General features: G+C 69.3%; 25 protein-coding genes and 3 tRNA genes. 16 read left to right on the top strand and 12 right to left on the bottom strand.

Annotated features, from left to right (window positions below; all coding sequences use genetic code 11):
* Positions 1-42 precede the first annotated feature (42 nt).
* From QQX02_RS05280 to purM, 8 genes are all read left to right on the top strand, one after another.
* The gene (locus tag QQX02_RS05280; RefSeq protein WP_301141704.1) at positions 43-921 is read left to right on the top strand and encodes a hypothetical protein; all 879 of its coding nucleotides are present in this window, start codon (positions 43-45) and stop codon (positions 919-921) included.
* Between the two features lie 53 nt (positions 922-974).
* A complete protein-coding gene (locus QQX02_RS05275) occupies positions 975-1406 on the top strand; it encodes a sterol carrier family protein (protein ID WP_301141702.1) in 432 nt (143 codons plus the stop codon).
* A gap of 202 nt (positions 1407-1608) precedes the next feature.
* The gene (locus QQX02_RS05270; RefSeq protein WP_301141701.1) at positions 1609-2991 is read left to right on the top strand and encodes an ABC transporter substrate-binding protein; all 1383 of its coding nucleotides are present in this window, start codon (positions 1609-1611) and stop codon (positions 2989-2991) included.
* A gap of 87 nt (positions 2992-3078) precedes the next feature.
* Complete coding sequence (locus QQX02_RS05265) at positions 3079-4152, top strand: carbohydrate ABC transporter permease (RefSeq protein ID WP_301141699.1); 1074 nt, start codon at positions 3079-3081, stop codon at positions 4150-4152.
* Positions 4152-5099, top strand: a complete 948-nt coding sequence (locus QQX02_RS05260) for a carbohydrate ABC transporter permease (protein ID WP_301141698.1) — start codon at positions 4152-4154, stop codon at positions 5097-5099. Before QQX02_RS05265 ends, QQX02_RS05260 begins: the two co-directional genes overlap by 1 nt.
* 93 nt (positions 5100-5192) lie before the next feature.
* A complete protein-coding gene (locus QQX02_RS05255; RefSeq protein WP_301141697.1) occupies positions 5193-5609 on the top strand; it encodes a purine-cytosine permease family protein in 417 nt (138 codons plus the stop codon).
* On the top strand, positions 5609-7084 hold the full coding sequence (gene purF, locus QQX02_RS05250) for an amidophosphoribosyltransferase (RefSeq protein ID WP_301141695.1): 1476 nt from the start codon (positions 5609-5611) through the stop codon (positions 7082-7084). Before QQX02_RS05255 ends, purF begins: the two co-directional genes overlap by 1 nt.
* Positions 7081-8202, top strand: coding sequence for a phosphoribosylformylglycinamidine cyclo-ligase (purM, locus tag QQX02_RS05245; protein ID WP_301141693.1), 1122 nt, complete (start codon positions 7081-7083; stop codon positions 8200-8202). Before purF ends, purM begins: the two co-directional genes overlap by 4 nt.
* Positions 8203-8335: 133 nt before the next feature.
* Here the strand turns inward: purM and QQX02_RS05240 are convergent, their stop codons facing one another.
* Positions 8336-9238: an endonuclease domain-containing protein gene (locus tag QQX02_RS05240; RefSeq protein ID WP_301141692.1), complete on the bottom strand. Its 903-nt coding sequence runs from the start codon at positions 9236-9238 to the stop codon at positions 8336-8338.
* A 344-nt stretch (positions 9239-9582) separates the two neighbouring features.
* A complete protein-coding gene (locus QQX02_RS05235; protein WP_301141690.1) occupies positions 9583-9777 on the bottom strand; it encodes a DUF3073 family protein in 195 nt (64 codons plus the stop codon).
* A gap of 229 nt (positions 9778-10006) precedes the next feature.
* Between QQX02_RS05235 and QQX02_RS05230 the strand changes: the two genes are divergently transcribed.
* The 3 genes from QQX02_RS05230 (at position 10007) to QQX02_RS05220 (ending at position 11816) form a co-directional block, all read left to right on the top strand.
* The gene (locus QQX02_RS05230; protein ID WP_062138031.1) at positions 10007-10210 is read left to right on the top strand and encodes a BldC family transcriptional regulator; all 204 of its coding nucleotides are present in this window, start codon (positions 10007-10009) and stop codon (positions 10208-10210) included.
* A 116-nt stretch (positions 10211-10326) separates the two neighbouring features.
* On the top strand, positions 10327-10878 hold the full coding sequence (locus tag QQX02_RS05225; RefSeq protein ID WP_301141687.1) for a methylated-DNA--[protein]-cysteine S-methyltransferase: 552 nt from the start codon (positions 10327-10329) through the stop codon (positions 10876-10878).
* Positions 10875-11816, top strand: coding sequence for a DMT family transporter (locus tag QQX02_RS05220; protein ID WP_301141686.1), 942 nt, complete (start codon positions 10875-10877; stop codon positions 11814-11816). The genes QQX02_RS05225 and QQX02_RS05220 overlap by 4 nt, the downstream gene beginning before the upstream one ends.
* Positions 11817-11849: 33 nt before the next feature.
* Here QQX02_RS05220 and QQX02_RS05215 read toward each other — a convergent pair whose 3' ends face one another.
* The 4 genes from QQX02_RS05215 to QQX02_RS05200 form a co-directional block, all read right to left on the bottom strand.
* On the bottom strand, positions 11850-12224 hold the full coding sequence (locus QQX02_RS05215; RefSeq protein ID WP_301141685.1) for a phage holin family protein: 375 nt from the start codon (positions 12222-12224) through the stop codon (positions 11850-11852).
* 140 nt (positions 12225-12364) lie between these two features.
* A tRNA-Phe gene (locus QQX02_RS05210) sits at positions 12365-12437 on the bottom strand.
* 60 nt (positions 12438-12497) lie between these two features.
* Positions 12498-12571 (bottom strand) — tRNA-Asp (locus tag QQX02_RS05205).
* A gap of 62 nt (positions 12572-12633) precedes the next feature.
* A tRNA-Glu gene (locus QQX02_RS05200) sits at positions 12634-12706 on the bottom strand.
* Between the two features lie 137 nt (positions 12707-12843).
* Here QQX02_RS05200 and QQX02_RS05195 point away from each other — a divergent pair.
* Positions 12844-13197, top strand: a complete 354-nt coding sequence (locus QQX02_RS05195) for a metallopeptidase family protein (protein WP_062138028.1) — start codon at positions 12844-12846, stop codon at positions 13195-13197.
* Between the two features lie 3 nt (positions 13198-13200).
* Here the strand turns inward: QQX02_RS05195 and QQX02_RS05190 are convergent, their stop codons facing one another.
* The gene (locus QQX02_RS05190) at positions 13201-13434 is read right to left on the bottom strand and encodes a hypothetical protein (protein WP_301141683.1); all 234 of its coding nucleotides are present in this window, start codon (positions 13432-13434) and stop codon (positions 13201-13203) included.
* Between the two features lie 56 nt (positions 13435-13490).
* Here QQX02_RS05190 and QQX02_RS05185 point away from each other — a divergent pair, with 56 nt between their 5' ends.
* A complete protein-coding gene (locus QQX02_RS05185; protein WP_301141682.1) occupies positions 13491-13880 on the top strand; it encodes a RidA family protein in 390 nt (129 codons plus the stop codon).
* Positions 13881-13895: 15 nt separating this feature from the next.
* Here QQX02_RS05185 and QQX02_RS05180 read toward each other — a convergent pair whose 3' ends face one another.
* From QQX02_RS05180 to QQX02_RS05160, 5 genes are all read right to left on the bottom strand, one after another.
* Positions 13896-15092 carry a kynureninase gene (locus QQX02_RS05180; protein ID WP_301141681.1) on the bottom strand — a complete coding sequence of 399 codons (1197 nt, stop codon included), beginning with the start codon at positions 15090-15092 and terminating at the stop codon, positions 13896-13898.
* A gap of 4 nt (positions 15093-15096) precedes the next feature.
* Positions 15097-16089, bottom strand: a complete 993-nt coding sequence (gene galE, locus QQX02_RS05175) for a UDP-glucose 4-epimerase GalE (RefSeq protein ID WP_301141679.1) — start codon at positions 16087-16089, stop codon at positions 15097-15099.
* 69 nt (positions 16090-16158) lie between these two features.
* Positions 16159-17136 carry a UDP-glucose 4-epimerase GalE gene (gene galE / locus QQX02_RS05170; protein ID WP_301141677.1) on the bottom strand — a complete coding sequence of 326 codons (978 nt, stop codon included), beginning with the start codon at positions 17134-17136 and terminating at the stop codon, positions 16159-16161.
* A 30-nt stretch (positions 17137-17166) separates the two neighbouring features.
* Positions 17167-18327 (bottom strand): galactokinase, encoded by a 1161-nt coding sequence (galK, locus tag QQX02_RS05165; protein WP_301141676.1) that lies wholly within the window; start codon positions 18325-18327, stop codon positions 17167-17169.
* A 295-nt stretch (positions 18328-18622) separates the two neighbouring features.
* Positions 18623-19684, bottom strand: a complete 1062-nt coding sequence (locus QQX02_RS05160; protein WP_301141675.1) for a LacI family DNA-binding transcriptional regulator — start codon at positions 19682-19684, stop codon at positions 18623-18625.
* Positions 19685-19846: 162 nt separating this feature from the next.
* Between QQX02_RS05160 and QQX02_RS05155 the strand changes: the two genes are divergently transcribed.
* The 3 genes from QQX02_RS05155 to chvE all read left to right on the top strand — a co-directional run bounded on the left by QQX02_RS05155 (position 19847) and on the right by chvE (position 24223).
* Complete coding sequence (locus QQX02_RS05155; RefSeq protein ID WP_301141674.1) at positions 19847-21610, top strand: glycoside hydrolase family 35 protein; 1764 nt, start codon at positions 19847-19849, stop codon at positions 21608-21610.
* Positions 21611-21883: 273 nt separating this feature from the next.
* Positions 21884-22882, top strand: coding sequence for a LacI family DNA-binding transcriptional regulator (locus QQX02_RS05150; RefSeq protein WP_301141673.1), 999 nt, complete (start codon positions 21884-21886; stop codon positions 22880-22882).
* A gap of 171 nt (positions 22883-23053) precedes the next feature.
* On the top strand, positions 23054-24223 hold the full coding sequence (gene chvE, locus QQX02_RS05145) for a multiple monosaccharide ABC transporter substrate-binding protein (RefSeq protein WP_301141671.1): 1170 nt from the start codon (positions 23054-23056) through the stop codon (positions 24221-24223).
* Positions 24224-24293: the final 70 nt, after the last annotated feature.

Raw genomic sequence — 24293 nt, 5'->3', positions numbered from 1 at the left:
CCAGCGCAGCGGCACCATGGCCGATGCGCGGGGCGGGGGACCATGCGATCGCGAGCGGTCGTCGTATTCGCGCTGACACTCGTGCTGACCGGGTGTGCGGCGTCCGGTGCCGACGTTCCTCCGCCTGCCGTCGCGAGCGCGGAGCCCAGCCCCGCTTCCGGTGCCCGGACCACGGGCGCAGACGCCCCGGCGGACGAGTGGAGGGACTCCGACGGCGATGGTCTCCCGGACGTCAAAGAGGCCGAGGTGGGCACCGACCCCCAGAGCGCCGACACGGATGGGGACGGTCTCGACGACCTCTTCGAGCTCATCCAGAGCCTCACCGACCCGCTGCTTCCCGCCACCTACGACGGGGTCCCCGACACGGAGGTCGATCTCGACTCGGACGGCCTCGCCCTGATGGAGGAGCTGACGCTCGGGACGGACCCGCTCACCGGGGATACCGATGGTGACGGGATCGACGATGGCGAGGAGGTGGCCGCGGGCACCGACCCGCTGGACGTCGATTCGCCCGGGCCGCTCATGATCGACGGCGCGGTGGTCGTGCACGACGGGGCCGACGCCGAGGTGACCGTCCTGGCCGATGGCTCGGATGAGGTGCTCGAGGGGCTGAACGTCTTCCTCTCAGACGACGGTCGCTGGGCGGAGACCCCCGCGCGACTCGGTCCCGTCGTCACCGCCATGGGGGCGACGGAGAGCGTCACGCTCAGGCTCCGCTATCCAGAATCGGTGGCAGGTGGCCTCGCCGCGGACGGACTCGTCCTCGCCGTCGAAGACTCCATGTCAGGCGCCCTCGACTTCCTCATGCTCGAGCATGACGCTGGGGCAGGGGTGTTCGAAGTCGAGCACAGGCTCGATCCGGAGACGGCGACGGACCTCGTCCTGCTCGACCTGGAGGAGTACCGAGCGCTGTTCGAGTAGTCGCGCCGCGCATCGGCCGTCCTCTTGCGCGGCAGTCGTGCGAACCTAGAGTCATGGCTACTCCCAAGACCCCCCGTCGACGGATCGACCCGGACGAGGGCCGCGCGGCCCTCCACATGTGGAGTTCGGGCCAGCGTGAGGCGGAGCTGCATCCCGGCGGCCTGGCGCTCGCTCAGGACGCGACGTCCGGCATCGAACGTGCGACCCTCGCGACGGCCGTGAGGTTCACGCTCGAGGAGCTCGCCTCTCGCGCCCCCGGTCAGGCCCTCGAGGTGCGCGTGCCCCCCTTCGGTGCGACGCAGTGCATCGAGGGGCCGGCCCACCGGCGCGGCACCCCGCCGGCCGTGGTGGAGGTGAGCCCGGACGTGTGGCTCGGCCTCGTCACCGGTCGCGTCTCATGGGCCGATGCGGTCGCGGCCGGCGAGGTCGACGCGTCAGGGGAGCGCTCGGACCTGTCCGCGCATCTCCCCATCGATGTGCTCTGAGGCCGTATCGAAACGATGAGGAATGTCACGATTCGGTGACCTTCTGCGATGCGCTTGCCGGGAGCGACATCCCTGCATAGTGTGAGACCGCAAGCGCTTACGTCGATGTTCGCGCATCACGCGAACACGATTCAGCGGTTGGCTTCGGCGGGCCTTTCCAGGGCTGTGGCGGAGCTGTACTCAACGAGGAGGAGTGTTGCGCATGAGAAGAAGGATCATCGGACCGATCGCGGCCATCGCGGCCGCCGGTCTTGTGCTGGCGGGCTGTTCGTCCGACGGCGATGACGAGCCCAGTACCGACGGCACCGCCACGGGCGGCACCGACACCGGCGGCGAGGTCGTCGCCGGCTGCGAGGACTACGCGGACTACGGCACCCACGAGGGCGCGGAGGTCGAGCTCTACGGCACCATCTCCGGCGTCGAGGCGGAGCAGCTGCAGGAGTCGATCGTCCCGTTCCAGGACTGCACCGGCATGACCGTGACCTACAACGGTTCTGACGAGTTCGAGACCGAGATCAACATTCGCGTCGAGGGCGGCAACGCTCCCGACCTGGCGATCGTCCCCCAGCCCGGACTGCTGCAGCGCGTGGTGGGCACCGGCGCTGTCGTCGCGGCTCCCGAGGCCGTCGTCGCGAATGTCGATGAGTTCTGGTCCGAGGACTGGAAGAACTACGGCACCGTCGGCACCACGTTCTACGCGGCGCCCATGATGGCGTCCGTCAAGGGCTGGGTCTGGTACTCGCCCACGGAGTTCGCGGAGGCCGGCTACGAGGTCCCCACGACGTGGGATGAGCTCATGACCCTGACCGAGACCATGGCTGCTGACGGTGGAGAAGACGACACCTACAAGCCCTGGTGCATCGGCTTCGAGTCCGGCACCGCGACCGGCTGGCCGGGCACGGACTGGATCGAGGACCTCGTCCTGCGTCAGCACGGACCCGAGGCCTACGACCAGTGGGTCGCAGGCGACCTGGACTTCACGTCGCCTGAGATCACCGAGTCGTTCGAGGCCTTCGGCGACATCGCGCTCAACCCGGACTACGTGAACGGTGGACTCGGAGACCCGGGCTCGATCGTCGACACCGCGTTCCAGGAGGCGGGTCTCGAGATCCTCAACGGCACCTGCTCGCTGCACCACCAGGCCTCGTTCTACGAGGCTCAGTGGCCCGAGGGCACCACGGTGGCCGAGGACGGCGACATCTGGGCATTCCTGACGCCGAACATCAACGCGGATGACCCCGCTGCGGTGACCGGCGGTGGCGAGTTCGTCGCCGCGTTCAACGAGGAGGAGCCCACTCAGGCACTTCAGGCGTTCCTTTCGTCTGACACCTGGGCGAACGAGCGCGTCTCCATCGGTGGCGTGATCTCGGCCAACACGGGTCTGGACCCCGCCAATGCATCGAGCCCGATCGGACAGGCGTCGATCGAGATCCTCCAGGGTGAGGACACGATCTTCCGCTTCGACGCATCGGACCTGATGCCCGCAGAGGTCGGATCCTCGGCCTTCTGGACGAGCATCAACGACTTCGTCTCGGGCACGCCGCTCGACACGGTTCTGTCGGACATCGAGAACGCCTGGCCGTGATTCGGCATAGGTGAGCAGGACGGCTGGGCCCCGCGCACTGCGCGGGGCCCAGCCGACCCCCGCCCCACGACTTGAAAGGAGTCGACGATGACGTCGACTGAGGTGCTCCTGTCCGGGCCACGCGTTCTCCCCACGGCCGGGCTGGATGGGGATTTCTGGGCGACACAAGGCTCCAACGTCCTGTTCGGCGCGGTGGCGATCGTGGTCTTCCTGATCATCGTCGTTCTCGTCATGTACGGCGCAGACCTCATCAAGGGCAGGTTCCGCGAGAAGATCACGCTCATCGTCTTGATCTCTCCGGTGCTGCTCCTGCTGGGCATCGGACTGATCTGGCCCGCCATCGACACCACGTGGCTGTCCTTCAACACGGTGACGGATGCGCCGGATCCCGACACCGGGATCTACACCACGACGATGCAGTTCGTCGGGCTCGACAACTACCGCTTCGCCTTCTCGGACCCGGGCACGCTGCGCACGATCCTCAACACCTTCGTGTGGATGATCCTGGTGCCGCTGCTGTCCACCGGCTTCGGTCTCGCCTACGCGGTCTTCATCGACAAGGCCAAGGGCGAGAAGGTCCTGAAGTCGCTGGTGTTCATGCCGATGGCCATCTCGCTGGTGGGCGCCTCGGTCATCTGGGGCAACATCATGTACGACTACCAGCAGGTCGGAGAGCAGACAGGACTCCTCAACGCCCTCCGGGCGCTCGTGGGGCTCGACCCGTACAACTTCCTGGCCGACAACCCGCTGAACACCTTCTGGCTCATCATCATTCTGGTGTGGATCCAGACCGGTTTCGCCATGGTGATCCTCTCGGCCGCGATCAAGGGCGTTCCTGCCGAGATCAACGAGGCGGCGTCGCTCGACGGCGCCAATGCCTGGCAGCGGTTCCTCTCCATCACCATTCCGTCGATCCGCAGCACCCTCGTGGTGGTGCTCACGACCATCACGATCATGGCGCTCAAGGTCTACGACATCGTTCGGACGGTGACGCAGGGGCGCAACTCCACCGACATCGTCGCCAACCGCATGTACGTGCTGAGCTTCGTCGAGGGACGTGAGTCTCTCGGTGCGGCGCTCGCGGTGATCCTGTTCGTGTTCGTGGTGCCGATCGTGATCTACAACGTCCGCTCCCTCAACAAGGTGAAGGAGACCCGCTGATGAGCACCTCCATGCAGCCTCCCGTGCAGCAACCGCTGAAGGAGGACAAGGACCGGGCGGGCAAGGCGACGTCTCGGTCGAAGAAGGCCAAGGAGAATCTGACCTCTCCGTGGGCCACTGCCGCGGCGATCATCATCGCCATGGTGTGGACCATCCCCACCATCGCGCTGTTCATGAATGCGCTGGTGCCGGGCGATCGCTACCGCACCGATGCGTGGTGGACCGTGATGGCCGACGGCGCGCTCACGTTCGAGAACTTCGGCTACGTGCTGTTCGACTCGTTCGGCGACAACTCGACCGCACCGCCACTGCTGGCGAACGTCATGAACTCGATCGTGGTCACGGTCCCGTCGGTGGTGTTCCCGGTCGTCCTGGCATTGATGGCGGCGTACGCGTTCGCGTGGATCCCATTCCGTGGGTCGAACTTCCTGTTCGTGCTCATCTTCGCGCTCCAGGTGGTGCCGCTGCAGCTCGCGCTCATCCCGCTGCTGCGCATCCTCGGACCGGAGAACCTGGGTCTGGCGGGAGAGTTCGGGGGCGTGTGGATCGCGCACACGATCTTCGCGCTGCCGCTGTGCGTGTTCCTCCTGCATAACTTCGTGGCCCATATCCCACGCGAGGTCCTCGAGGCCGCGCGTGTCGATGGCGCGAGTCACACGCAGGTGTTCTTCCGCATCATCATCCCGCTGTCACTGCCGGCGATCGCCTCCATCGCGATCTTCCAGTTCCTGTGGGTGTGGAACGACCTGCTCGTCTCCGCGGTGTTCGGAAGCAACAGGACGTACCCGCTGACCTACCCGATCTCGAACCTCGCGGGCGACTACGGCCAGTACGCGTACCTCGTGCCGCCGGCGGCGTTCATCTCGATGATCATCCCGCTCATCGTGTTCTTCTCGCTGCAGCGCTACTTCGTGCGTGGCCTGCTGGCGGGGTCCACGAAGGGCTGATCGCCCACGGGCGCGACGAGGGGGCCGATGCGCGCATCGGCCCCCTTCTCGCGCCGTGACCCGTCCGTGGCGGCCACGGCCTACACTTGGGGCGTGAGCGACGCCCCCCGCCCCCCGGAGCCCGAGGACACGCCCTCGGAGGACGAGCTGAGGCGAATCTCGATGCCCGCTCGCCTGCGCCGCGCACCTCGGTTCGGCCGCGTGGTCGGCACGGGTGTGACCGCAGGCTTCGTCGCCGGTGCGCTGTGCGGTCTGCTCCTTCCCAACTCCACCGGCGTGGGCCGCGGCATGGTCGCGATCCTGGTGGGCCTCGGCTTCGCGCTCATCGGGGGCATGGTGACGGGTCTGATCGCGATCGGCCTCGACCGTGGCACCCCCCGGTACCTCAAGACGGCGCCGGCATCGGCCTGGCCGCCGCCCGCCCCAGGCGACGCAGCTGCGGACTCCGCCCCCGCATCGGCCGCCGGAGAGCCCGCCACCCCCTCGACCCCGGATGAGGAGCGCCGCTGATGCCCCGTGGAGACGGACGGCTGAACCACGACCTGCTCCCCGGCGAGAAGGGCCCGCAGGATGCATGCGGTGTGTTCGGGATCTACGCGCCCGAGGAGGAAGTGGCGAAGCTCACGTACTTCGGCCTCTACGCGCTGCAGCACCGCGGTCAGGAGTCTGCGGGGATCGCGACGTCCATGGGCGACAAGATCCTGGTCTACAAGGACATGGGGCTGGTGTCGCAGGTGTTCGACGAGCGTGCGCTCGAGGCACTCCAGGGGCACCTCGCCATCGGCCACGCGCGCTACTCGACGACCGGCGCCTCGGTATGGGCGAACGCCCAGCCCACTCTCGGGCCCACGCGCGCCGGCACCGTCGCGCTGGGGCACAACGGCAACCTGACGAACACGCCCCAGCTGCTCGAGCTGGTCGAGGAGCGGCTCGGCAGCGACCGCCACGACGCGATCCGCGCGGAGGGGTTCACCGACACCTCGATCGTCACGGCGCTGCTCGGCTGGGACCGCTATGACACGCTCGCGGAGGCCGCGCTCGAGCTGATGCCGCACCTCGCCGGCGCGTTCTCGCTCGTGTTCATGGACGAGACCACGCTCTACGCCGCGCGCGACCCTCAGGGCGTCCGCCCGCTCGTGCTGGGAAAGCTCCCCTCGGGCGGCTACGTCGTGGCCTCCGAGACGGCGGCCCTCGACATCGTGGGCGCGACCTGGGAGCGCGAGGTCGAGCCAGGAGAGTTCCTGACGATCGACGGCGACGGCGTGCACTCGCAGCGCTTCGCCGAGGCGCGACCCAAGGGCTGCGTCTTCGAGTACGTGTACCTGGCGCGCCCCGACACATCGATCGCCGGGCGGTCGGTGCATGCCGCTCGGGTCGAGATGGGCCGCCGCCTCGCCCGCGAGCACCCCGTCGAGGCGGACATGGTGATGCCGACGCCCGAGTCGGGCACCCCCGCCGCCGTGGGCTACGCGCAGGAGTCCGGCATCCCGTTCGGGCAGGGCCTCACCAAGAACGCCTACGTGGGCCGCACCTTCATCCAGCCGTCGCAGACGCTGCGGAAGCTGGGGATCCGTCTTAAGCTCAACCCGCTGCGCGAGCAGATCGCGGGCAAACGTCTCGTGGTGGTCGATGACTCGATCGTGCGCGGCAACACTCAGAGCGCCATCGTGCAGATGCTGCGTGAGGCCGGCGCCGCCGAGGTGCACGTGCGGATCTCCTCGCCGCCGGTGACCTGGCCGTGCTTCTACGGCATCGACTTCGCCACGCGGGAGGAGCTCGCCGCGGTGGGCCGCAGCGTCGAGGAGATCCGTGACCAGCTCGGTGCGGACTCCCTGGGCTACATCTCCACCGAGTCGATGATCGAGGCCACCGAGCAGCCCCGCGACCGGCTGTGCACCGCCTGCTTCACGGGCGAATACCCCATCGAGCCACCCGTCGACGCCCGCCACCTGCTCGCCACCCAGCCCGTGGAGGTTGCTCCGTGACCCACTTAGCGCCCGCATCGGCCCCTCTCACGTACGCGGAGTCCGGCGTCGACACCGAGGCCGGCGACAAGGCCGTCGAGCTCATGAAGGAGGCGGTGGCCCGCACCCACGGACCCGAGGTGCTGGGCGGCGTGGGCGGCTTCGCCGGCCTGTTCGACGCCTCGGCGCTCAAGGACTACCGCCGGCCGCTGCTCGCGTCGTCGACCGACGGGGTGGGCACCAAGATCGTCATCGCGCGCCAGATGGACGTGCACGACACCATTGGCCAGGACCTCGTCGCCATGGTCGTCGACGACATCGTGGTGTGCGGCGCGAAGCCGCTCGTCATGACCGACTACATCGCGTGCGGCAAGGTCGTGCCCGAGCGCATCGCGGACATCGTGCGCGGCATCGCGCTCGGCTGCGAGATGGCCGGCACGGCGCTGGTGGGCGGCGAGACCGCCGAGCACCCCGGCGTCATGGACCCCGAGGACTATGACGTGGCGGGAGCGGCCATCGGCGTCGTCGAGGCCGATGCGCTGCTGGGCGCCGAGCGCGTGCGCGAGGGCGACGCGGTGGTCGCGATGGCATCCTCCGGGCTGCACTCGAACGGCTATTCCCTGGTGCGGCGCGTCGCGTCGCACGCGGGTTGGTCGCTCGACGACCACATGGCGGACCTGGGCCGCACGGTGGGCGAGGAGCTCCTCGAGCCGACCCGCATCTACGCGCAGCTGTGCGTGGATCTTGCGGCTTCCACCCCGGGGCTGCGCGCCTTCTCGCACGTGACCGGCGGCGGCCTCGCTGCCAACGTCGCGCGCGTGATCCCGCGGGGCATGGCCGCGACGGTCGCCCGCGACGCCTGGGATCTGCCCGCGGTGTTCTCTCTGGTGCAGTCCGCCGGGGCGGTGCCGTGGAACGATCTCGAGTCCACGCTCAACATGGGCGTCGGCATGGTGGCGATCGTCGCCCCTGACGAGGCAGACGCCCTGCTCGCCGCATCGGCCGCCGCGGGCGTGCCCGCGTGGACCCTGGGCGAGATCGTCGCTGACGACGGCCGTGTGACGGGCCCCGACACCGTGCGCGGCGCCAAGGGCGTCGACGGTGGTGCGGTGCTCCTCAGCGGCGCCTACCGCGCCTGACCCCCTCTGCACGATTGACGCGCACCCGTCGCCCAGGTGCGTGCACGAGACGCGGATGAACTGAGCCCGCGCATCGGCCGCATGGCGCGGCGTTCCGCGCACCACCCGGTTGGTCCGAGTCGCTTGTACGGCGTTACTGGAGCCTCCCGCGGCGATCCCGCACCCATGGGGTCCACTGCGGACCCTCCCGCGTCGCCAGCGGTGCCAGTCCGCGCCGCCTCCGCGCCATGGTGACGGCCCGCGTGACCAGTGCGATCACGCCGCCGAGGTCGCGTTCGACGTCCTCACGGGTGAACCTCAGCACCATCAGCCCCCCGACCTGCGCCACGCGGTCGCGCCGTCGGTCCTCCCAGAACGCGCGCTCGTTCATGTGGTAGGTCTTGCCATCGACCTCGATGATCACCGCATCGTCCACCAGGAAGTCCACGCGACCGACGCCGGACACCTGGACCTGGGTGCGGACCGGCAGTCCGACTTCTCGCATGGCCACGCGCACGAACGTCTCGGGCGGCGACTGGCACTCGTCGTCGCAGTGGCATCGGAGCCAGGCGGCACGGGACGACGGTGTCACCGTGAGGTGGTCGAGGTCGCGCGGGGCGATGAGCCCGCGGTTGAGTGCGGCGTCGATGGCGGCGAGCTGGTCGACGTCCGCAAGGCACAGGGACGCCACATCGATGGCGCCAAGGATGGTGCCTGCGTCCGCGATCGGGCCCGCGTACCAGTGCAGTCGCAGATCACGCGACGATCGACCATGGTTGCTCGACGCGGGTATCGCCAGGTGGAGCCGCGAGTCGACGGTGCGATGAGGCAGGCCGTGCGCGGCGAGCGCGGTGATGCAGGTGCGGGTGCCACGATGGACGGCCTCCGCGCGTGCGAGCCGCGATGCGGTGGGGAGTGCGTAGACCCCCGTCGCGATACGGAAGACGTCGCCGCTCGCGACGGCGGCCGCAAGCGCGCGGCGGGCCACCCCTGACGAGCTGAGTTCCGCGTACGTGGCAACGCCTCCCCGTTGCGCGCATGCCGCGACCGGATCCATGGTCGCTACTGTGGCGCAGGCGGAACGCGGGTGAGCGTTGTCCACAGCCTGGGTTTTCGGCTGCCGTGAGCATCAGACTCGGATCATCCGAGCAGGCGCCGCGCGAGCTGTGCTCAACTGCCGCCTGCGGGCTCGGATGGTCCGAGCGTCATGGACGGCGGCGGGACACAGAGCCGAGACGACGGCTGCGCGCGGACAATGCGAGGAGGGCACGAGGCGCAGAGCGGTCAGCGGGTGCGTCCGGCGGGGCGCGCGGACAGAGCGCGATGCTCAGGCCCGGACGGCGGCCGATGCGGACGCGCGGCGCCTACGAGCGCGACGCTACGGACGTTCCAGGGCGCGGTTCAGCGCTCGTCGTCGTCCGCCCATTGGTCGTAGGGGTCCTCGGCCTCGTCGGGCTCCGGCGCCGTCGGCGGTGCGGGCTCAGGCGATCCGGAGATCAGCTCGCGTTCGAGGTCGCGCAGGTCCAGACCGTGGTTCGAGTACTTGAGTTGACGCGCGATCTTCGCGTCCTTAGCCTTCTGACGGCCGCGCCCCATGTCGCCGTCCCTTCTGCGAGTCTTCGCGGGCGCACGTGAATCGCGGGCCCTGCCGCTTGAGTTCTGACACGTACTTTACAACGCTCACGCACATGGGTGCGAGTCTCCCCAGACTGGAGCGAACAGGAAAAGTCGCGCAAACGTCGTCATAATTGGGAGTGACGCATGTCTCATGGGTCACGTAGGACCCGTGATGGTCCAATTTCCGAACTGAGGGAAGATAGTGATGATGGCTGACACTGTCCAGGAGCCGGAGAAGTTGCTCACACCGAGCGAAGTCGCCGCGATCTTTCGGGTGGACCCGAAGACCGTGACGCGATGGGCGAAGGTCGGCAAGCTCTCCTCCATTCGCACTTTGGGCGGGCACCGCCGCTTCCGCGAGGCGGAGGTTCACGCCCTCCTCGCAGACGCACAGGAGCAGCGCCGCCCGTAGCGATCGAGATCGACACGGCCCTCGCCCTTCGGGGCGGGGGCCGTTTATCGTCTCCGGGCGTGGGCGGTGCCACTCGCGCTGGCACTGGCCCACGCGTCCGGGCGTAGCCTGTCGCCATGACCGTCCACCCCCTCGTCACCGCTGGCTTCGACACGCCCTTCGGCGATCTCCATGTCCTGGTGAGCCCGGAGGACTCGGTGGTGCGCGCGGCGGGTTTCCGGCCGCTGCGCGACGTCGCGGCGGGGCTGCCCAGCGTGCTCGCCGCCCGCGGGTGGGAAGCGGGGGAGATGCCTCACGTCGAGCACGCGGTGGACGCGTGGCTGGACGGGGACGCGGACGCCGTCACCACCGTCGCCGTCGACCAACCGGGTGGCCCCTTCTTCCAGGAGGTGTGGGCGGCGCTGCGCTCGGTCCCTGGGGGCGAGGTCGTCTCCTACCAGGAGCTGGCGCAGATGGCGGGGCGGCCGCGCGCGATGCGTGCGGTGGGCACGGCCTGTGCGCGCAACGGCATCGCGCCGTTCGTGCCATGCCACCGGGTGATCCAGTCCGGCGGGCGCCTGGGCAGCTACGGTTTCGGCGGCACGTCGGTCAAGGCGGCCATGCTCGAGCACGAGGGCTTCCGGGTCGCGTCGCACTCGCCCGATGCCTCGGTGACGGTGGCCCGGTGAGCCACGCCTCTGACGTTCCTCTGAAGGCCTGGCTGCCGTACTTCCTCGGCGTCTCTGCCGCCTGGGGATCGAGCTTCCTGTTCATCGAGGTGGCGCTCGACGAGTTCACTCCGATTCAGGTGGCGCTGGGCCGGCTCGTCTGCGGCGCGGCAGTCCTGATCGTGCTCGCAGTGTCGATGCGCGCGGTGCCCAGGCTCACCTGGCGCATGACGGGCGCGCTGCTGGCCGTCGGCGTCTTCATGTCCGGGCTGCCGTTCATCCTGATCCCGCTGGCCCAGCAGCACGTCACGTCCATCCTCGCGAGCCTGCTCAACGCCACCACGCCGCTGTGGACCGCGCTCTTCGTCGCGTTGCTGATCCCGACCGAGCGCGTGAATCGTGCGCAGCTGGTGGGTCTCGTCATCGGCGCGCTCGGCATCGCTGTGCTGCTGGGCGCATGGCGCGTGGAGGACTTCCCGGCACTGGGCGCGGCCTTCATGCTGGGCGCCACGGCCTGCTACGGCATCGGATCCACGCTGTCGCGCGTGCTCCTGAACCGCATCCAGGCCTCGCCGGTGGGTCTGTCGGCCGTGCAGATCACGCTCTCGATGCTGATCATCGCCCCGGTGGCGCTCGCCACTCCGGCGCCGGGCCCGGCCGCGTTCGAGCTCAGCTCCGCGGCCATGTGGTCGCTCATCGCGCTGGGCGTCACGGGAACGTCGTTCGCCTACGTGTGGTTCTGGAAGATCGTCAAGGCCGCGGGAGCCACCACCGCAGCGTCGGTCACCTACGCGGTGCCGGTCATCGCGACAGCGCTGGGCATCCTCGTGCTCGGTGAGCAGCTGCACTGGTACGAGCCTGTGGGCGCCGCCGTGGTGATGGCGGGCGTGTGGCTCGCTCAGCGCAGGCCGCGCCCGCGTCCCGAGGTCGTCCAGGAACTCACGGGCTCCGCAGTCTGACGCGAGACGGCGGGGTCCGGAGCGGAGGAGTGCCTACAGCTGCTTCTTGATCCGCTCGATCGAGGCGGTGGGCATGAGGTCCTTGTTCTTCTTGATCTTGCTCGCACCCGCCGCTCCGAAGATCACGATGATCACGAGCAGGATGCCGGCGACCACGAGCGCTGCGGCCCAGGGCTCGAGGATGAGCGCGAACGCGAGGACGGCCGCCGCGATGAGGACCAGCAGCATGAAGAAGCCGAGGGCGCCGGCGATCGCGAGGAATGCCGCACCGATGCCGAGCTGGCGGCTCTTGTACTTGATCTCGACCTTGGTGACCTCAACCTCGGTCTTGATGGTCGCGATCCACTTGCCGGCGACAGCGCCGAGGATCGCGTTGATGACCATTTTCCCGAGCTTCGAGTCAGCCATGAGTGCTCCTTTGATTGCTTGACACCTAGTACACCGCCTATCGGCACACCAGCGCAAACGCACGAGCAGCCCCAGACCTTCCGCCGCAGAGGCCCAGGCATGCAGAAAGCCCCCGCCGCGAGGCGAGGGCTTTCGGGAAGTGGCTCCGACCGGCGTCGATCCGGTGACCTTTCGATTTTCAGTCGAACGCTCTACCAACTGAGCTACAGAGCCTTGGGGTGTCACCCCAACCTAAGCACAATGCCCCTTGCGAACAAGGGGCATTGCCGCTCGCGACCCTGACGGGACTTGAACCCGCGACCTCCGCCGTGACAGGGCGGCGCGCTAACCAACTGCGCTACAGGGCCTCGTGACCCTCATGCGAGCATGAGGACCGTATGAAGTGTAGACCATCCTTACGGGAGAGTCGTACCCCCAACGGGATTCGAACCCGTGCTACCGCCGTGAAAGGGCGGCGTCCTAGGCCGCTAGACGATGAGGGCGCCGTCTGACGCGCGATACTGCCGTGCGTCAAGGACGGTGCCCATGCTACGGCCGGCGGGCGTGAATCGCCAAGTCGCCCCCCGCCGAGCGGTCGAGGGGGCCGATGCGCGGGCGGGCGTGGGCGAGAATGGTCGGCATGGTCGAGATGTCGCGCGAGGAGTTCGAGTCCGCGGTCGACGACGCCCTCGACATGATCCCCGAGCGGCTGCTCGACATGGTCGACAACGTGGTGATCCTGGTCGAGGACGAGCCAGAGGGCGACGACCCCGACCTGCTGGGCCTGTACGACGGGGTCGCGCTCACCGATCGCGGTTCCGAATGGGGCCTCGGCGAGCTCCCCGACCGGATCTTCATCTTCCGCAACCCGACGCTGCGCGTGTGCGAGGACGCCGATCACGTCCGCGAGGAGGTCGCGGTGACCGTCGTGCACGAGATCGCCCACCACTTCGGCATCGACGACGACCGCCTGCACGAGCTCGGCTGGAGCTGAACGTTACTCGGCGTCCTGCTCGACGTCGACGAGGGTCCATCCCTGGCGCTGCAGGTCGAAGACGAACTTCTGGACCACCGCCTGCGACTCCTCCTCGTTCTCGCACTGTTCGTACGCGACGTGAGGGGGGCGCTCCGGAGCGGCCGTGTCGGTGGTGGTGACCACCACGGTGGCGTCGTTGTCCTCGAGGTGGAAGACCTTCACCTCGGTGCCCTTGGTCATGCTGAACGGTTCCATGCGGCCAGCGTACGGGCCACGCGGCTCGCGGCGGCGCCCACCTCTAGGGTGTGCGCATGAGGATCAACCACGGCTCGGACGGGCCTTTCGAAGAGATCTACGGCTACTCCCGTGCGGTGCGGGTGGGCCAGCACGTCGCCGTGGCCGGCACCTGCGCCCGTGACGACGCCCTCGTGGGCGACGCGTACGCCCAGGCGGCCGATGCGCTCGGCATCATCGAGCGCGCGCTCGCCGAGGTGGGGGCGGAGCTGGCAGACGTGGTGCGGACCGTCGCCTATGTGACCGACATCCGCGACATGGAGAAGGTGGCAGCGGCGCATCGGGCCGTCTTCGCGGACGTCCGGCCTGCGGCGACCCTGGTCGAGGTGAGCCGACTGGCCGACCCGCGCTACCTGGTGGAGATCCAGGCCGATGCGATCGTCACCGACGCGGCGGACTCGGCCTGACGGACGGGATCGCCCTCACGCTGTCGCCTTGAGTGCGGTGGCGAGAGCCATGACTCCACGCTCGACCTCGGCGAACGAGGTGCTGAGCGGCGACAGGCCGATGCGGACGCCGCTCGGGTGCCGGAAGTCGGGGATCACGCCCTCGCCCCAGAGCTGCGCGACGGCCCGGCGCGCATTCGGGTGGTCGATCGTGAGGTGACCGCCGCGGCGTGCGGAGTCACGAGGAGACGCGAGCAGCGCGTCAGGGATCAGCTCGTCGACGAGGGCGATCGCGTAGGACGTGAGCGCCACCGACTTGGCCCTGATCGCGGTGATTCCTGCGCGCTCGATGAGCGACAGCATGTCGGCGAGCGGCAGCATGCCGAGGATGGGAGGGGTTCCGCTCACGAGTCGCCGGATGCCGGGAGCCGGCGAGAATCCGGTGGTCATCGCGAACGGCTCGCGGGCGCCCAGCCAGCCGGGGATGGGGTTGCGCAGCTCGGGCTGGTGACGTGCGGCGACGTAGGCCCACGCCGGCGCCCCTGGGCCACCGTTCAGGTACTTGTACGAGCATCCGACCGCCATGTCGACGCCCCAGGCGTCGAGCTCGAGAGGAACCGAGCCGACCGCGTGCGAGCAGTCCCAGATCATGAGGGCTCCGTGCGACTGCACCGCCTCGGTCACGGCGGGCATGTCCGCCCACCAGCCGCTGCGGTACGAGACCCCGCTGATGAGGGCCCCGATGGTCCGCTCGCTCAGGCGCTCCGCGACGAGCGCGGGCGTCACCCCCGCATCGGCCGGTGCGTCGATCCACCGGATCGTGAGCCCGTGGTCCTCGGCGAGCCGCTCGACGATGAACCGGTCGGTGGGGAACTCGTCCCGCATGATGAGGATCTCGTCGCGGCCGGGCCGAGCGTCGATGGACGCCCGCAGCAGCTTGAAGATGAGCACTGTCGTCGAGTCCGCGATGATCGTCTGACCCGGCGCGGCTCCCAGGCAGGCGGCGCCGATGCGGTCGCCGAGCTCCTCGGCCCGGGTCAGCCACGCCTCGTCCCAGCCCCGGATGAGCCTGCCGCCCCAGCTCTCGCGCACGAACCGCGGCATCGACTCGACCGTGGAGCGCAGGGGGCGCCCCAGCGAGTTGCCATCGAGGTAGGCGACGAGGTCATCGCCCGGCACGAACTCATCGAGGTGGTGCTCGAGCGGGTCGGCAGGTGCGGGATGCGCGGTCACGCCGTCAGCCTCTTGCGGGGCCACCGGCAGCGGGGTGCGCCGCCCAAGCGGAGTCCACCATGTCGCGGACGGTGTGCCGCATCCTCCAGTCGAGATCGTGCGAGGCGCGCCTGCCGGAGGCGACGATGCGCGCCGGATCGCCAGGCCGCCGTCCCGTGAGCACGGGTGCGACGTCCACCCCGGCGGCCTCGATGCACGCGTCCACGATCTCGCGCACCGACGTGCCCGTGCCGGAGCCGAGGTTGTACGTGGTGCGCAGGTCCTCGCCGCTGTCGAGAGCCTGGGCGGCGACCACATGGGCCGCGGCGACGTCCGCCACGTGCACGTAGTCACGCACGCACGTGCCGTCGGGGGTGTCGTAGTCCGTGCCGAAGATGCGCGGAGCGTCGCCGCGAGACAGCGCGTCCATGACGAGCGGGAAGAGGTTGTGCGGCGACGAGTCGTAGACCCCCGGCGCGCTCGAACCCACGACGTTGAAGTAGCGCAGCGCGGTGTGACGCAGCGGGGCGCCCGCGGATCGACGCGCGGCCGCCTGTTCGACGATGGCTCGCTCGGCGGCGAGCTTGGAGGACCCGTAGGGCGACTCGGGGTGCGTGGGGGTCTCCTCGGTGACGAGATCGACGTCGGGGGTGCCGTACACGGCCGCAGTCGAGGAGAACACGATGCGGTCGATGCCGAGGTCCTGCATCGCACCCAGCACCGACAGGGTGCCGTCAAGATTCTGCCGCCACGTGTGCAGCGGGCGCTTGACGGACTCCCCGGCGTACTTGAACGCGGCGAGGTGTACCACGCCCGTGATGGCGTTCTCCTCCATCACGTCGCGCACGTCATCCTGATCCGTCACCGACACCCAGCCGAGCGGCACGGTGTCGGGAAGGAAGCCGCGCCGTCCGCTCGAGAGGTTGTCGAGCGCCACGACGTCGAGGCCCGCGTCGACCATCGCGTGGGCCACGTGGGCGCCGATGTAGCCCGCTCCGCCTGTCACCAACCACGTCATGCGGTCACTGTATGCGGGCTTGCGGACGAGTGCGCGGCGGCCGCGCGGGGACACCGCGGACCTCCAGCGTCAGTCCGCGTCGGGGGCGGCTTTCCACGCGCTCGACGCCATCTCGTGGATGGTGTGGGACATCTTCCACTCGATGTCGTCGCCGGCCAGCTCGCCGGTGGCGACGATGCGGGCGGGGTCGCCAGGACGCCGGGGCTTGACCACGGGGTCGAGGTCCGAGCCGGCGGCCTCGAGCAGGCTGCCCACGATCTCCCGCACCGAGGTGCCATCGCCCGAGCCCAGGTTGTACACGGGCGCGAGCGGCCTGCCCGCGTCCAGCATCCGCGCTGCCGCGACGTGCGAGTGCGCGAGGTCCTCGACGTGCACGTAGTCCCGCACGCACGTGCCGTCCTCCGTGTCGTAGTCGTCGCCAAAGATCAGGGGAGGCTGGCCCGCCTTGATGGCGCGGATGACCTTGGGGAACAGGTTGTGGGGCGACGCGTCGTAGACCTCGGTGGTGCCGGAGCCCACGACGTTAAAGTAGCGAAGGCTGGTGGCCCGCAACGGCGCATCGGAGTCGGCGGTGGCACGCACCTGATCGCGGATCAGCCACTCGGCGACGAGCTTGGACTCGCCATAAGGAGACTCGGGCGTGGTCGCGGTGTCCTCGGTGACCACGGGCTGCGAGGGGGTGCCGTAGACGCCCGCCGACGACGAGAAGACCAGCTGGGACACGCCCGCATCGGCCATCGCGTCGAGAAGCGTGCCCGTGCCCTCCACGTTCTGCCGGTAGGTGTGCACGGGATGCTTCACCGACTCTCCGGCGTACTTGTACCCCGCGCAGTGGATGACGCCGCGGACGTCGTGCTCGCGCAGCGCTGCGGCCACGGTCGCGGTGTCGAGCACCGACCCGCGCACGAACGGCACGCCGGCGGGAACGAAGTCCTCGAAGCCGCTCGACAGGTCGTCGAGCACGACGGGGTCGATGCCCGCCGAGGCGAGGGCGCGTACGACGTGCGCACCGATGTATCCGGCTCCTCCGGTGACCATCCAGGCCATGGGTGACTCCTTAAGGCTCGATCAGTGGACTCAGACGTCGCGGCGCGCGCCCTGAGACGGGGTGACGGTGAAGAGGTGGGGCTCGCGCAGACCTGCCGCGGACAGCGCAGCGGTGACGGCCGCCTCGATGGCCTCGCGCGCATCGGCCGGAACCACCGCGATGGACGACCCGCCGAACCCGCCGCCGGTCATACGCGCACCGATGGCGCCATGGGCGACGGCCGTGGCGCACGCCAGGTCGATCTCGGGCACCGTGATCTCGAAGTCGTCGCGCATCGAGGCCTGAGAGGCATCCAGCAGGGCGCCGATCGCGCGGGGTCCGCCCTCGTCGAGGGTGCGGACCGTCTCGACCACCCGGGCATTCTCGGTGACGATGTGGCGCACGCGGCGGTAGGTCTCGTCGTCGAGGACGGCCGATGCGCGGTCGAGGTCGGCCTCGGACAGCTCGCGCAGCGTCGCGACGCCCATGGCGGCGGCGCCCTTCTCGCACGACTCGCGACGGTCGCGGTAGCCGCCGGTGGCGTGCTCGTGCTCCACGCGGGAGTCCATGACGAGGATCTCGAGGCCCTCCTCGCGCAGATGCAGGGCGACGGGCTCGGCCTCCTCGGTGTCGCAGTCCAGGAACACGCCGTGGTCCTCACGGCCGAGCATCGACGCGGCCTGATCCAGCAGTCCGGTCGGTGCGCCCACCGCCTTGTTCTCGGCAATGCGGCCGATGCGCGCGAGGTCCAGCGGGGACAGGTCCAGCTCCCACAGGTCGTTGAAGGCGACGGCCACCGCGCACTCGATCGCGGCGGAGGATGACAGCCCCGCGCCCACCGGCACGCGCGAGTCGATGAGGATGTCCAGGCCGGACGCACCGGCGAGGTCGTGACCGGCGTCCGCCAGAGCCCAGGCGACCCCGAGCACGTAGGCGCTCCACCCGGCCATGGCCTGCGGCGCAAGGTCGTCGATCGCGAGTGACGCCTCCTCGTCCGTGAAGGTGGAGCGGACCCGCAGCACGCGGTCGTCTCGGAGGCCGACGGCGGCGACCGTGCGGCGATCGATCGCGAACGGGAGCACGAATCCGTGGTTGTAGTCGGTGTGCTCGCCGATGAGGTTCACGCGACCGGGGGCCGACCACACCCCGTCGGGGCGCCGTCCGAAGGCCTGCGCGAACGCGTTCTCCATGACGGTGACCTGCTCGTTCATGCGTCTCTCCACTCTGTCAGGCGCGCGCGTGGGCGTCGCTGGATCTTGGGGACATGTCACTCGTCGGCGAGCGAGAGCGCCACGCGTCGGGTGCGATCATCCTCGGTCGACATCGGTGACCGCCGCCCACCCGGGTCCCGCTTCGCACAGACGGCTCCGCGCGGCTCCATGTTAACGCCACCATCGACCCCCGCGGGAGGAGCCTCAACCGGCATGGCGTCCGACTGGGACCGGTTACAGTCGAGCCTAGCGCGGATGGCGGGTCCTGCGCGGTGGTGGGGGCGTGCCGCTGGGGTCAGCGCGCGCCGGGCGCGCCGGTCGAGGATCGAATGACCAGTTCTGCGGGAATGATGGTGCGCTGCGGCTCCGACTCCTCCGTCGAGCGCATGCGTGCGAGCAGGGACGCCACCAGTTCGTGGCCGATGGCGGCGAAGTCCTGGTTCACGGTGGTGAGCGGCGGCCAGAAGTACTCGGCCAGCGGGACGTTGTCGAAGCCGACGACCGAGACGTCCTCCGGCACCCGCAGGCCGCGCTGGTGCAGCGCGAGCAGCACTCCCGCGGCCATCTCGTCGTTGGCGCACAGGACGGCGGTCACCGCCCGGTCGTCCGCGATGCGGTGGCCGGCGGCGTACCCGGCCGCGGGCGTCCAGTCGCCGGGGTACGGCGTGGCGATCGCGCGACCGTGCTGCTCGAGGGTGCGTCGCCAGCTGCGCTCGCGGAGCGCGGCCGGGATGGAACTGGCGGGGCCCGCGAGGAGGTGCACGGTCGTGTGCCCCAGGCCGAGCAGGTGCTCGACGGCCGCGCGGGTGCCGCCCTCCTGGTCGGCGCCGACGGTGGGCAGGTGGCCCTCGAACTGCGAGTCCGAGACGACCACCGGCAGATCGCGCGGGAGCGTCAGGGACTCGGGGCTCTCCAGCTCAGCACGAATGATCACGAGCCCGTCGATCGCCTGGTTCGTCAGTTGCGACGCCGCGGCCGCGACGTCGCGTGACGACGGCGACGAGACGTCGACCAGGGTGACCGTGTGGCCAGCGGCCCTGGCCGCCTCGACCACGGCCTCGGTGGTGCGGGACTCGCCGGTGCGAGCGAGCTTGTGGGCGATGACGCCGATGGTCTGGAAGGCGCCGTACCGGAGCGCCCGCGCCGCGGTGTTGGGCGAGTACCCCAGCTGCGCCATCACTTCCAGGACTCGTGACCTGGTCTCGGGGAGGACGTTCTCCGCGCCGTTGGCGACGCGGGAGACCGTCTGGCCGCTGACGCCGGCGATGCGGGCGACGTCCGCCTGCGACGGCCCTGTGCGCCCCCGTGCCGCGGTGCGCACCCCCGGTGTCGGGGCCGGTCCGGAGTGCTCGGTCATGCGACGAAGTCTAGGACCACGGCTCGGCGCCCTGCGGGCCCATGCCGTGCGGAGGTTGACGTCACCATCGCGTCGTGGTTCACTGACCGCGCCAGGATGGTGACGTCAACATAGCGTGGCGAGGACCGGGCACGCACCACCACAGGAGACGAGACCAGAGCCTTGACTGCACGGACGTTCACCATCGGCGACGAGCACTTCGAGCTCGACGGCCAGCCGATCCAGATCATCTCGGGGGCCATGCACTATTTCCGCGTGCATCCCGACTTGTGGGAGGACCGGCTCATCAAGGCCCGCCAATTGGGCCTCAACACCATCGAGACGTACGTCGCGTGGAACTTCCACAGCCGTGAGCACGGCGATTTCCGCACCGATGGGCAGCGCGACCTGGGGAGGTTCATCGACCTCGCCGCGGCGCAGGGCCTGCACGTGATCGTGCGCCCGGGCCCCTACATCTGCGCCGAATGGCGATCCGGCGGTCTCCCCGATTGGCTGCTCGCCATGCCGGGAATCGGACTGCGCCGGTCGGAGCCGCGATACCTCGAGGCGGTGTCCGAGTACTACGCACAGGTGCTGGAGATCGTGGCCCCGCGGCTGATCACCAGAGGTGGGCCCGTCATCTCGCTTCAGATCGAGAACGAGTACGGCGCCTACGGGGATGACGCCGACTACCTGCGGCGACTGACGTCACAGGTGCGGGACGCGGGGGTCGACGTGCCGCTGCTGACGTGCGACCAGGCGAATGACGAGATGCTCGAGCGCGGGGGACTTCCCGAGCTCCACAGGACCGCCACCTTCGGCTCGCGGCCGACCGAGCGCCTCGCCACCCTGCGGCGCCACCAGCCCCGTGGGCCCCTCATGTGCATGGAGTTCTGGGACGGCTGGTTCGACAGCTGGGGGCGCCCTCACCACATCACCGCGCCCGACGAGGCGGCGGCGGAGCTGGACACGCTCCTGACTGCCGGGGCATCGGTGAACCTCTACATGTTCCACGGAGGCACGAACGCCGGGACCTGGAACGGCGCGAACCACAAGGGCACCTACCTCCCCATCACCACGTCATACGACTACGACGCCCCCCTTGCTGAGGACGGCACGCCCACGGCCAAGTACTGGGCGTTCCGCGAGGTCATCGCCCGGCATGCGGAGGCTCGCGACAGCGTGCCGGCGGCCCGTCAGGACGCGCCCGAGCACGAGGTCCATCTGCACCGTGCGCACCGGTGGGAGGACATCCTCGACCAGTGCGGCCCGCGCGTCCCAGTCCAGGGCGAACCCTCGCTGGACGCCCTCGGGGGAGGCATCACGCTGGCGGAGTTCCAGACCGAGGTGCGTGCCGACGATGCCCTGGTGCTGGTCGACGACGTCCGTGACCGCGCGGCTGCGAGCCTCGATGGCATGAGCATCGGCGAACTGGACCGCACCTCGGGGCGCCTCGCGCTTCCCCTTCCCCGCGCATCGGGCACGCTGTCGCTGCTGCTCGAGGACCGTGGCCGTGTCAACTATGGCCCGCGCATCGGCGAGCTCAAGGGCATTCACGCTCCGCGGACGCGCACCCGTTCCCTCGAGGAATGGACCGCCACGGCGGTGCCGCTCGACGACCTGCCGGCGCGCATGGCTGCGGTCTCGCCCTGTGAGCTCGCGGCCGATGCGCCGGTGGTGGGCCCGGTCCTCGTGGCGGGGGCCATCGAGACGGAAGCAGGCCGAGATCACTTCCTGAGGCTTGACGGCTTCACGCGAGGGTTCGTGTGGATCAACGGAGTGCTCGTGGGGCGGTACTCGAGCGAGCCGCCCACGCGGACGTTGTATGTGCCAGGGCCGCTCGTGCGCGGCTCCGGCGATGAGGTGACCGTGCTGGAGCTCCACACGGCAGCACGGCCCTCCGTGCGGTTCGTCGCCAGGCCCGATCTGGGGCATGTGGACGAGTAGCACGCCGGGCGTGGGGGCGGATCTCGAGATGAGTCGCACGCGCGCACTGCGTGTGGCAGGCGATGACGAACGTGAGCCCTCGGCGGCGCGCTGGTCGTTGCCATTCGAGCGCGACGGGTGGAGCGTGTCACGCACGACTGAGGCGACCACCAGCACCGATGTCCGCGCTCGCCGTCTCGACGGCTGGCGCGGGCATCGTGTCTGGCGGGCGCGTGAATCCGCCGGCTTCCCACGTGGATGCTGCGACTACAGTGACCTCGTGGGGGAGCAATGGTGAGCAGTCCGCGTGGGCCGAGCATGCACGACGTCGCCGCGCGCGCCGGCGTCTCGCATCAGACTGTCTCGCGCGTGCTCAACGACTTTCCCGGCATCCGCCCGGCGACCCGCGAGCGAGTCCAGGCCGCGATCGTGGAGCTGGGCTACCGGCGCAATCTCTCCGCCCGCGCGCTGGTGACGGGGCGCACGCAGACCATCGGCATGATCGGCCCCCAGGTCCCCGACATCGGCCCGCTGTCCACGCTCCACTCGATCGAGGTCTCGGCACGCGCGGTGGGGCTCCACACGCTGATGACGAGCGCGGATGCCACGAGCGAGAGCGTCACCCAGGCGGTGGAGTTCCTCGTCGGGCGCGGCGTCGACGGCATCGCGCTCGTGGCGCAGCAGCAGTCCATCGCCGATGCGGTGCGGGCGCTGCGCATCCCCATTCCCGTCGTCCATCTCCTCACCGGCGGCGAGCCGCGAGGGGAGGCGGCGTCGATCGACCAGCGCGCAGGAGCCAGGCTGGCCCTGGAACACCTGATCGCCTTGGGCCACACCCGCATTCAGCATGTGACGGGGCCGCCCACCTACACCGAGTCCCAGCTGCGTCGCGATGAGTATCTCAATGTGGTCGCCGAGCACCGCCTCGCGCGACTCGACATGCTCGAGGGCGATTGGACCGCGGATTCGGGCTACGCGGCGGGGGTGCGCCTCGACCCGACCGCGACGGCCGTGTTCTGCGCCAACGACCAGATGGCGTTCGGGGTGATCCACGCGCTTGCCGATGCGGGGAGGAGCGTGCCGCGAGATGTCTCCGTCGTGGGATTCGACGACACCTCCGAGGCCCGCCACAGCCTCCCGCCGCTGACGACCGTGCGACAGGACTTCGCTGCGGTGGGACGCCTCGCGGTCGACCTCATCGTCGCCCGGTTGGAAGGCTCGGACACGTCTGCCACGCGGCAGCTTGAGCCTGAGCTGGTGGTGCGCGACACCACCGCACGGGTGTCGGATTAGCGTCGATCCCCCCATGGGTATCGTTATCACCCCTGGTAATGCTCATGTGTCGGCCGCCGTCGATAGTGACTCAATCGTGACCTGAGAAAATTGACTCGCTCATGTGAACGTGAACATAATGAGTGGCACGACGGTTGCGCAGTGTTGCGGGCCGGATCTCAAGGAGGAGATATGAAGGCTAAGAAGTTCTTTGCCGCAGCCGCAGGCGCCGCCATGGCGTTCACGTTGGCTGCATGCAGCGGTGGTGGTGCTGGCAGCACCGAAGAGCCCACCGATGGTTCGACCGCCGGTGGCGGCGAGGTGTCCGAGGGCGGCCTGGTCGGCGTCGCGATGCCTACTCAGACCTCTGAGCGCTGGATCGCCGATGGCGAGGCAGTCGAGTCGGGGCTCACGGAGCTCGGCTACGAGGTCGAGCTGCAGTTCGCCAACGACGACATCCCCACGCAGTCGCAGCAGATCGACCAGATGATCACCAACGGCGTCGAGGCGCTCATCATCGCGGCGATCGACGGCACGGCGCTCGCGCCGCAGCTCGAGGCGGCAGCGGCAGCCGACATCCCGGTCATCTCGTATGACCGCCTGATCCGCGACTCCGAGAACGTCGACTTCTACGTCACGTTCGACAACTACAACGTCGGCGTGCAGCAGGCGACCTCGCTTCTCGTGGGACTGGGCGTGCTGAACGCTGATGGTTCTGAGGGAGACGCTGAGGGACCGTTCAACATCGAGTTGTTCGCGGGATCGCTGGACGACAACAATGCGCACTTCTTCTACGCGGGCGCGATGGACACCCTCGAGCCCTACATGGAGGACGGCACCCTGACGGTCCCGTCGAACCAGACGGACATCGAGCAGACCAACATCCTGCGCTGGCAGCAGGAGACCGCGCAGAAGCGCATGGAGGACCTGCTGACGTCGACCTACACGGGCGGCGACACCGAGCTCCACGGCGTGCTGTCACCGTACGACGGCCTGTCGCGCGGCATCATCACCGCCCTGCAGAACGCCGGATACGGCCCCTCGATCGCTGACGGCCTCCCGGTCGTCTCCGGCCAGGACGCCGAGATCGCATCGGTCAAGCTCATTGCGGATGGCGTGCAGTTCTCGACCATCTTCAAGGACACCCGCAAGCTCGCAGCCGAGGCCGTCACGGCCACGGACGCGTACCTCTCCGGTGGCGAGCCGACGGCCAACGACACCGAGACCTACGACAACGGTGTGAAGGTCGTGCCGTCGTTCCTTCTCGAGTCCGACATCATCTACACGGACAACATCCAGGAACTGCTCGTTGACTCGGGCTACTGGACCGCGGAAGAGGTCGAGTCGGGCGTGGCCGAGTAACCTCGGCACTCCCGCTCGACCCGCGGTGCCGGCCCCTCATCTGAGGGGTCGGCACCGCGCCCCCCGCCTC

The organism is Demequina muriae (genome assembly GCF_030418295.1).
GTDB classification, from domain to species: Bacteria; Actinomycetota; Actinomycetes; order Actinomycetales; family Demequinaceae; genus Demequina; species Demequina muriae.
The sequence above is the reverse complement of the archived record's forward strand: the minus strand, read 5'-3'. Positions and strand labels throughout refer to the sequence as shown.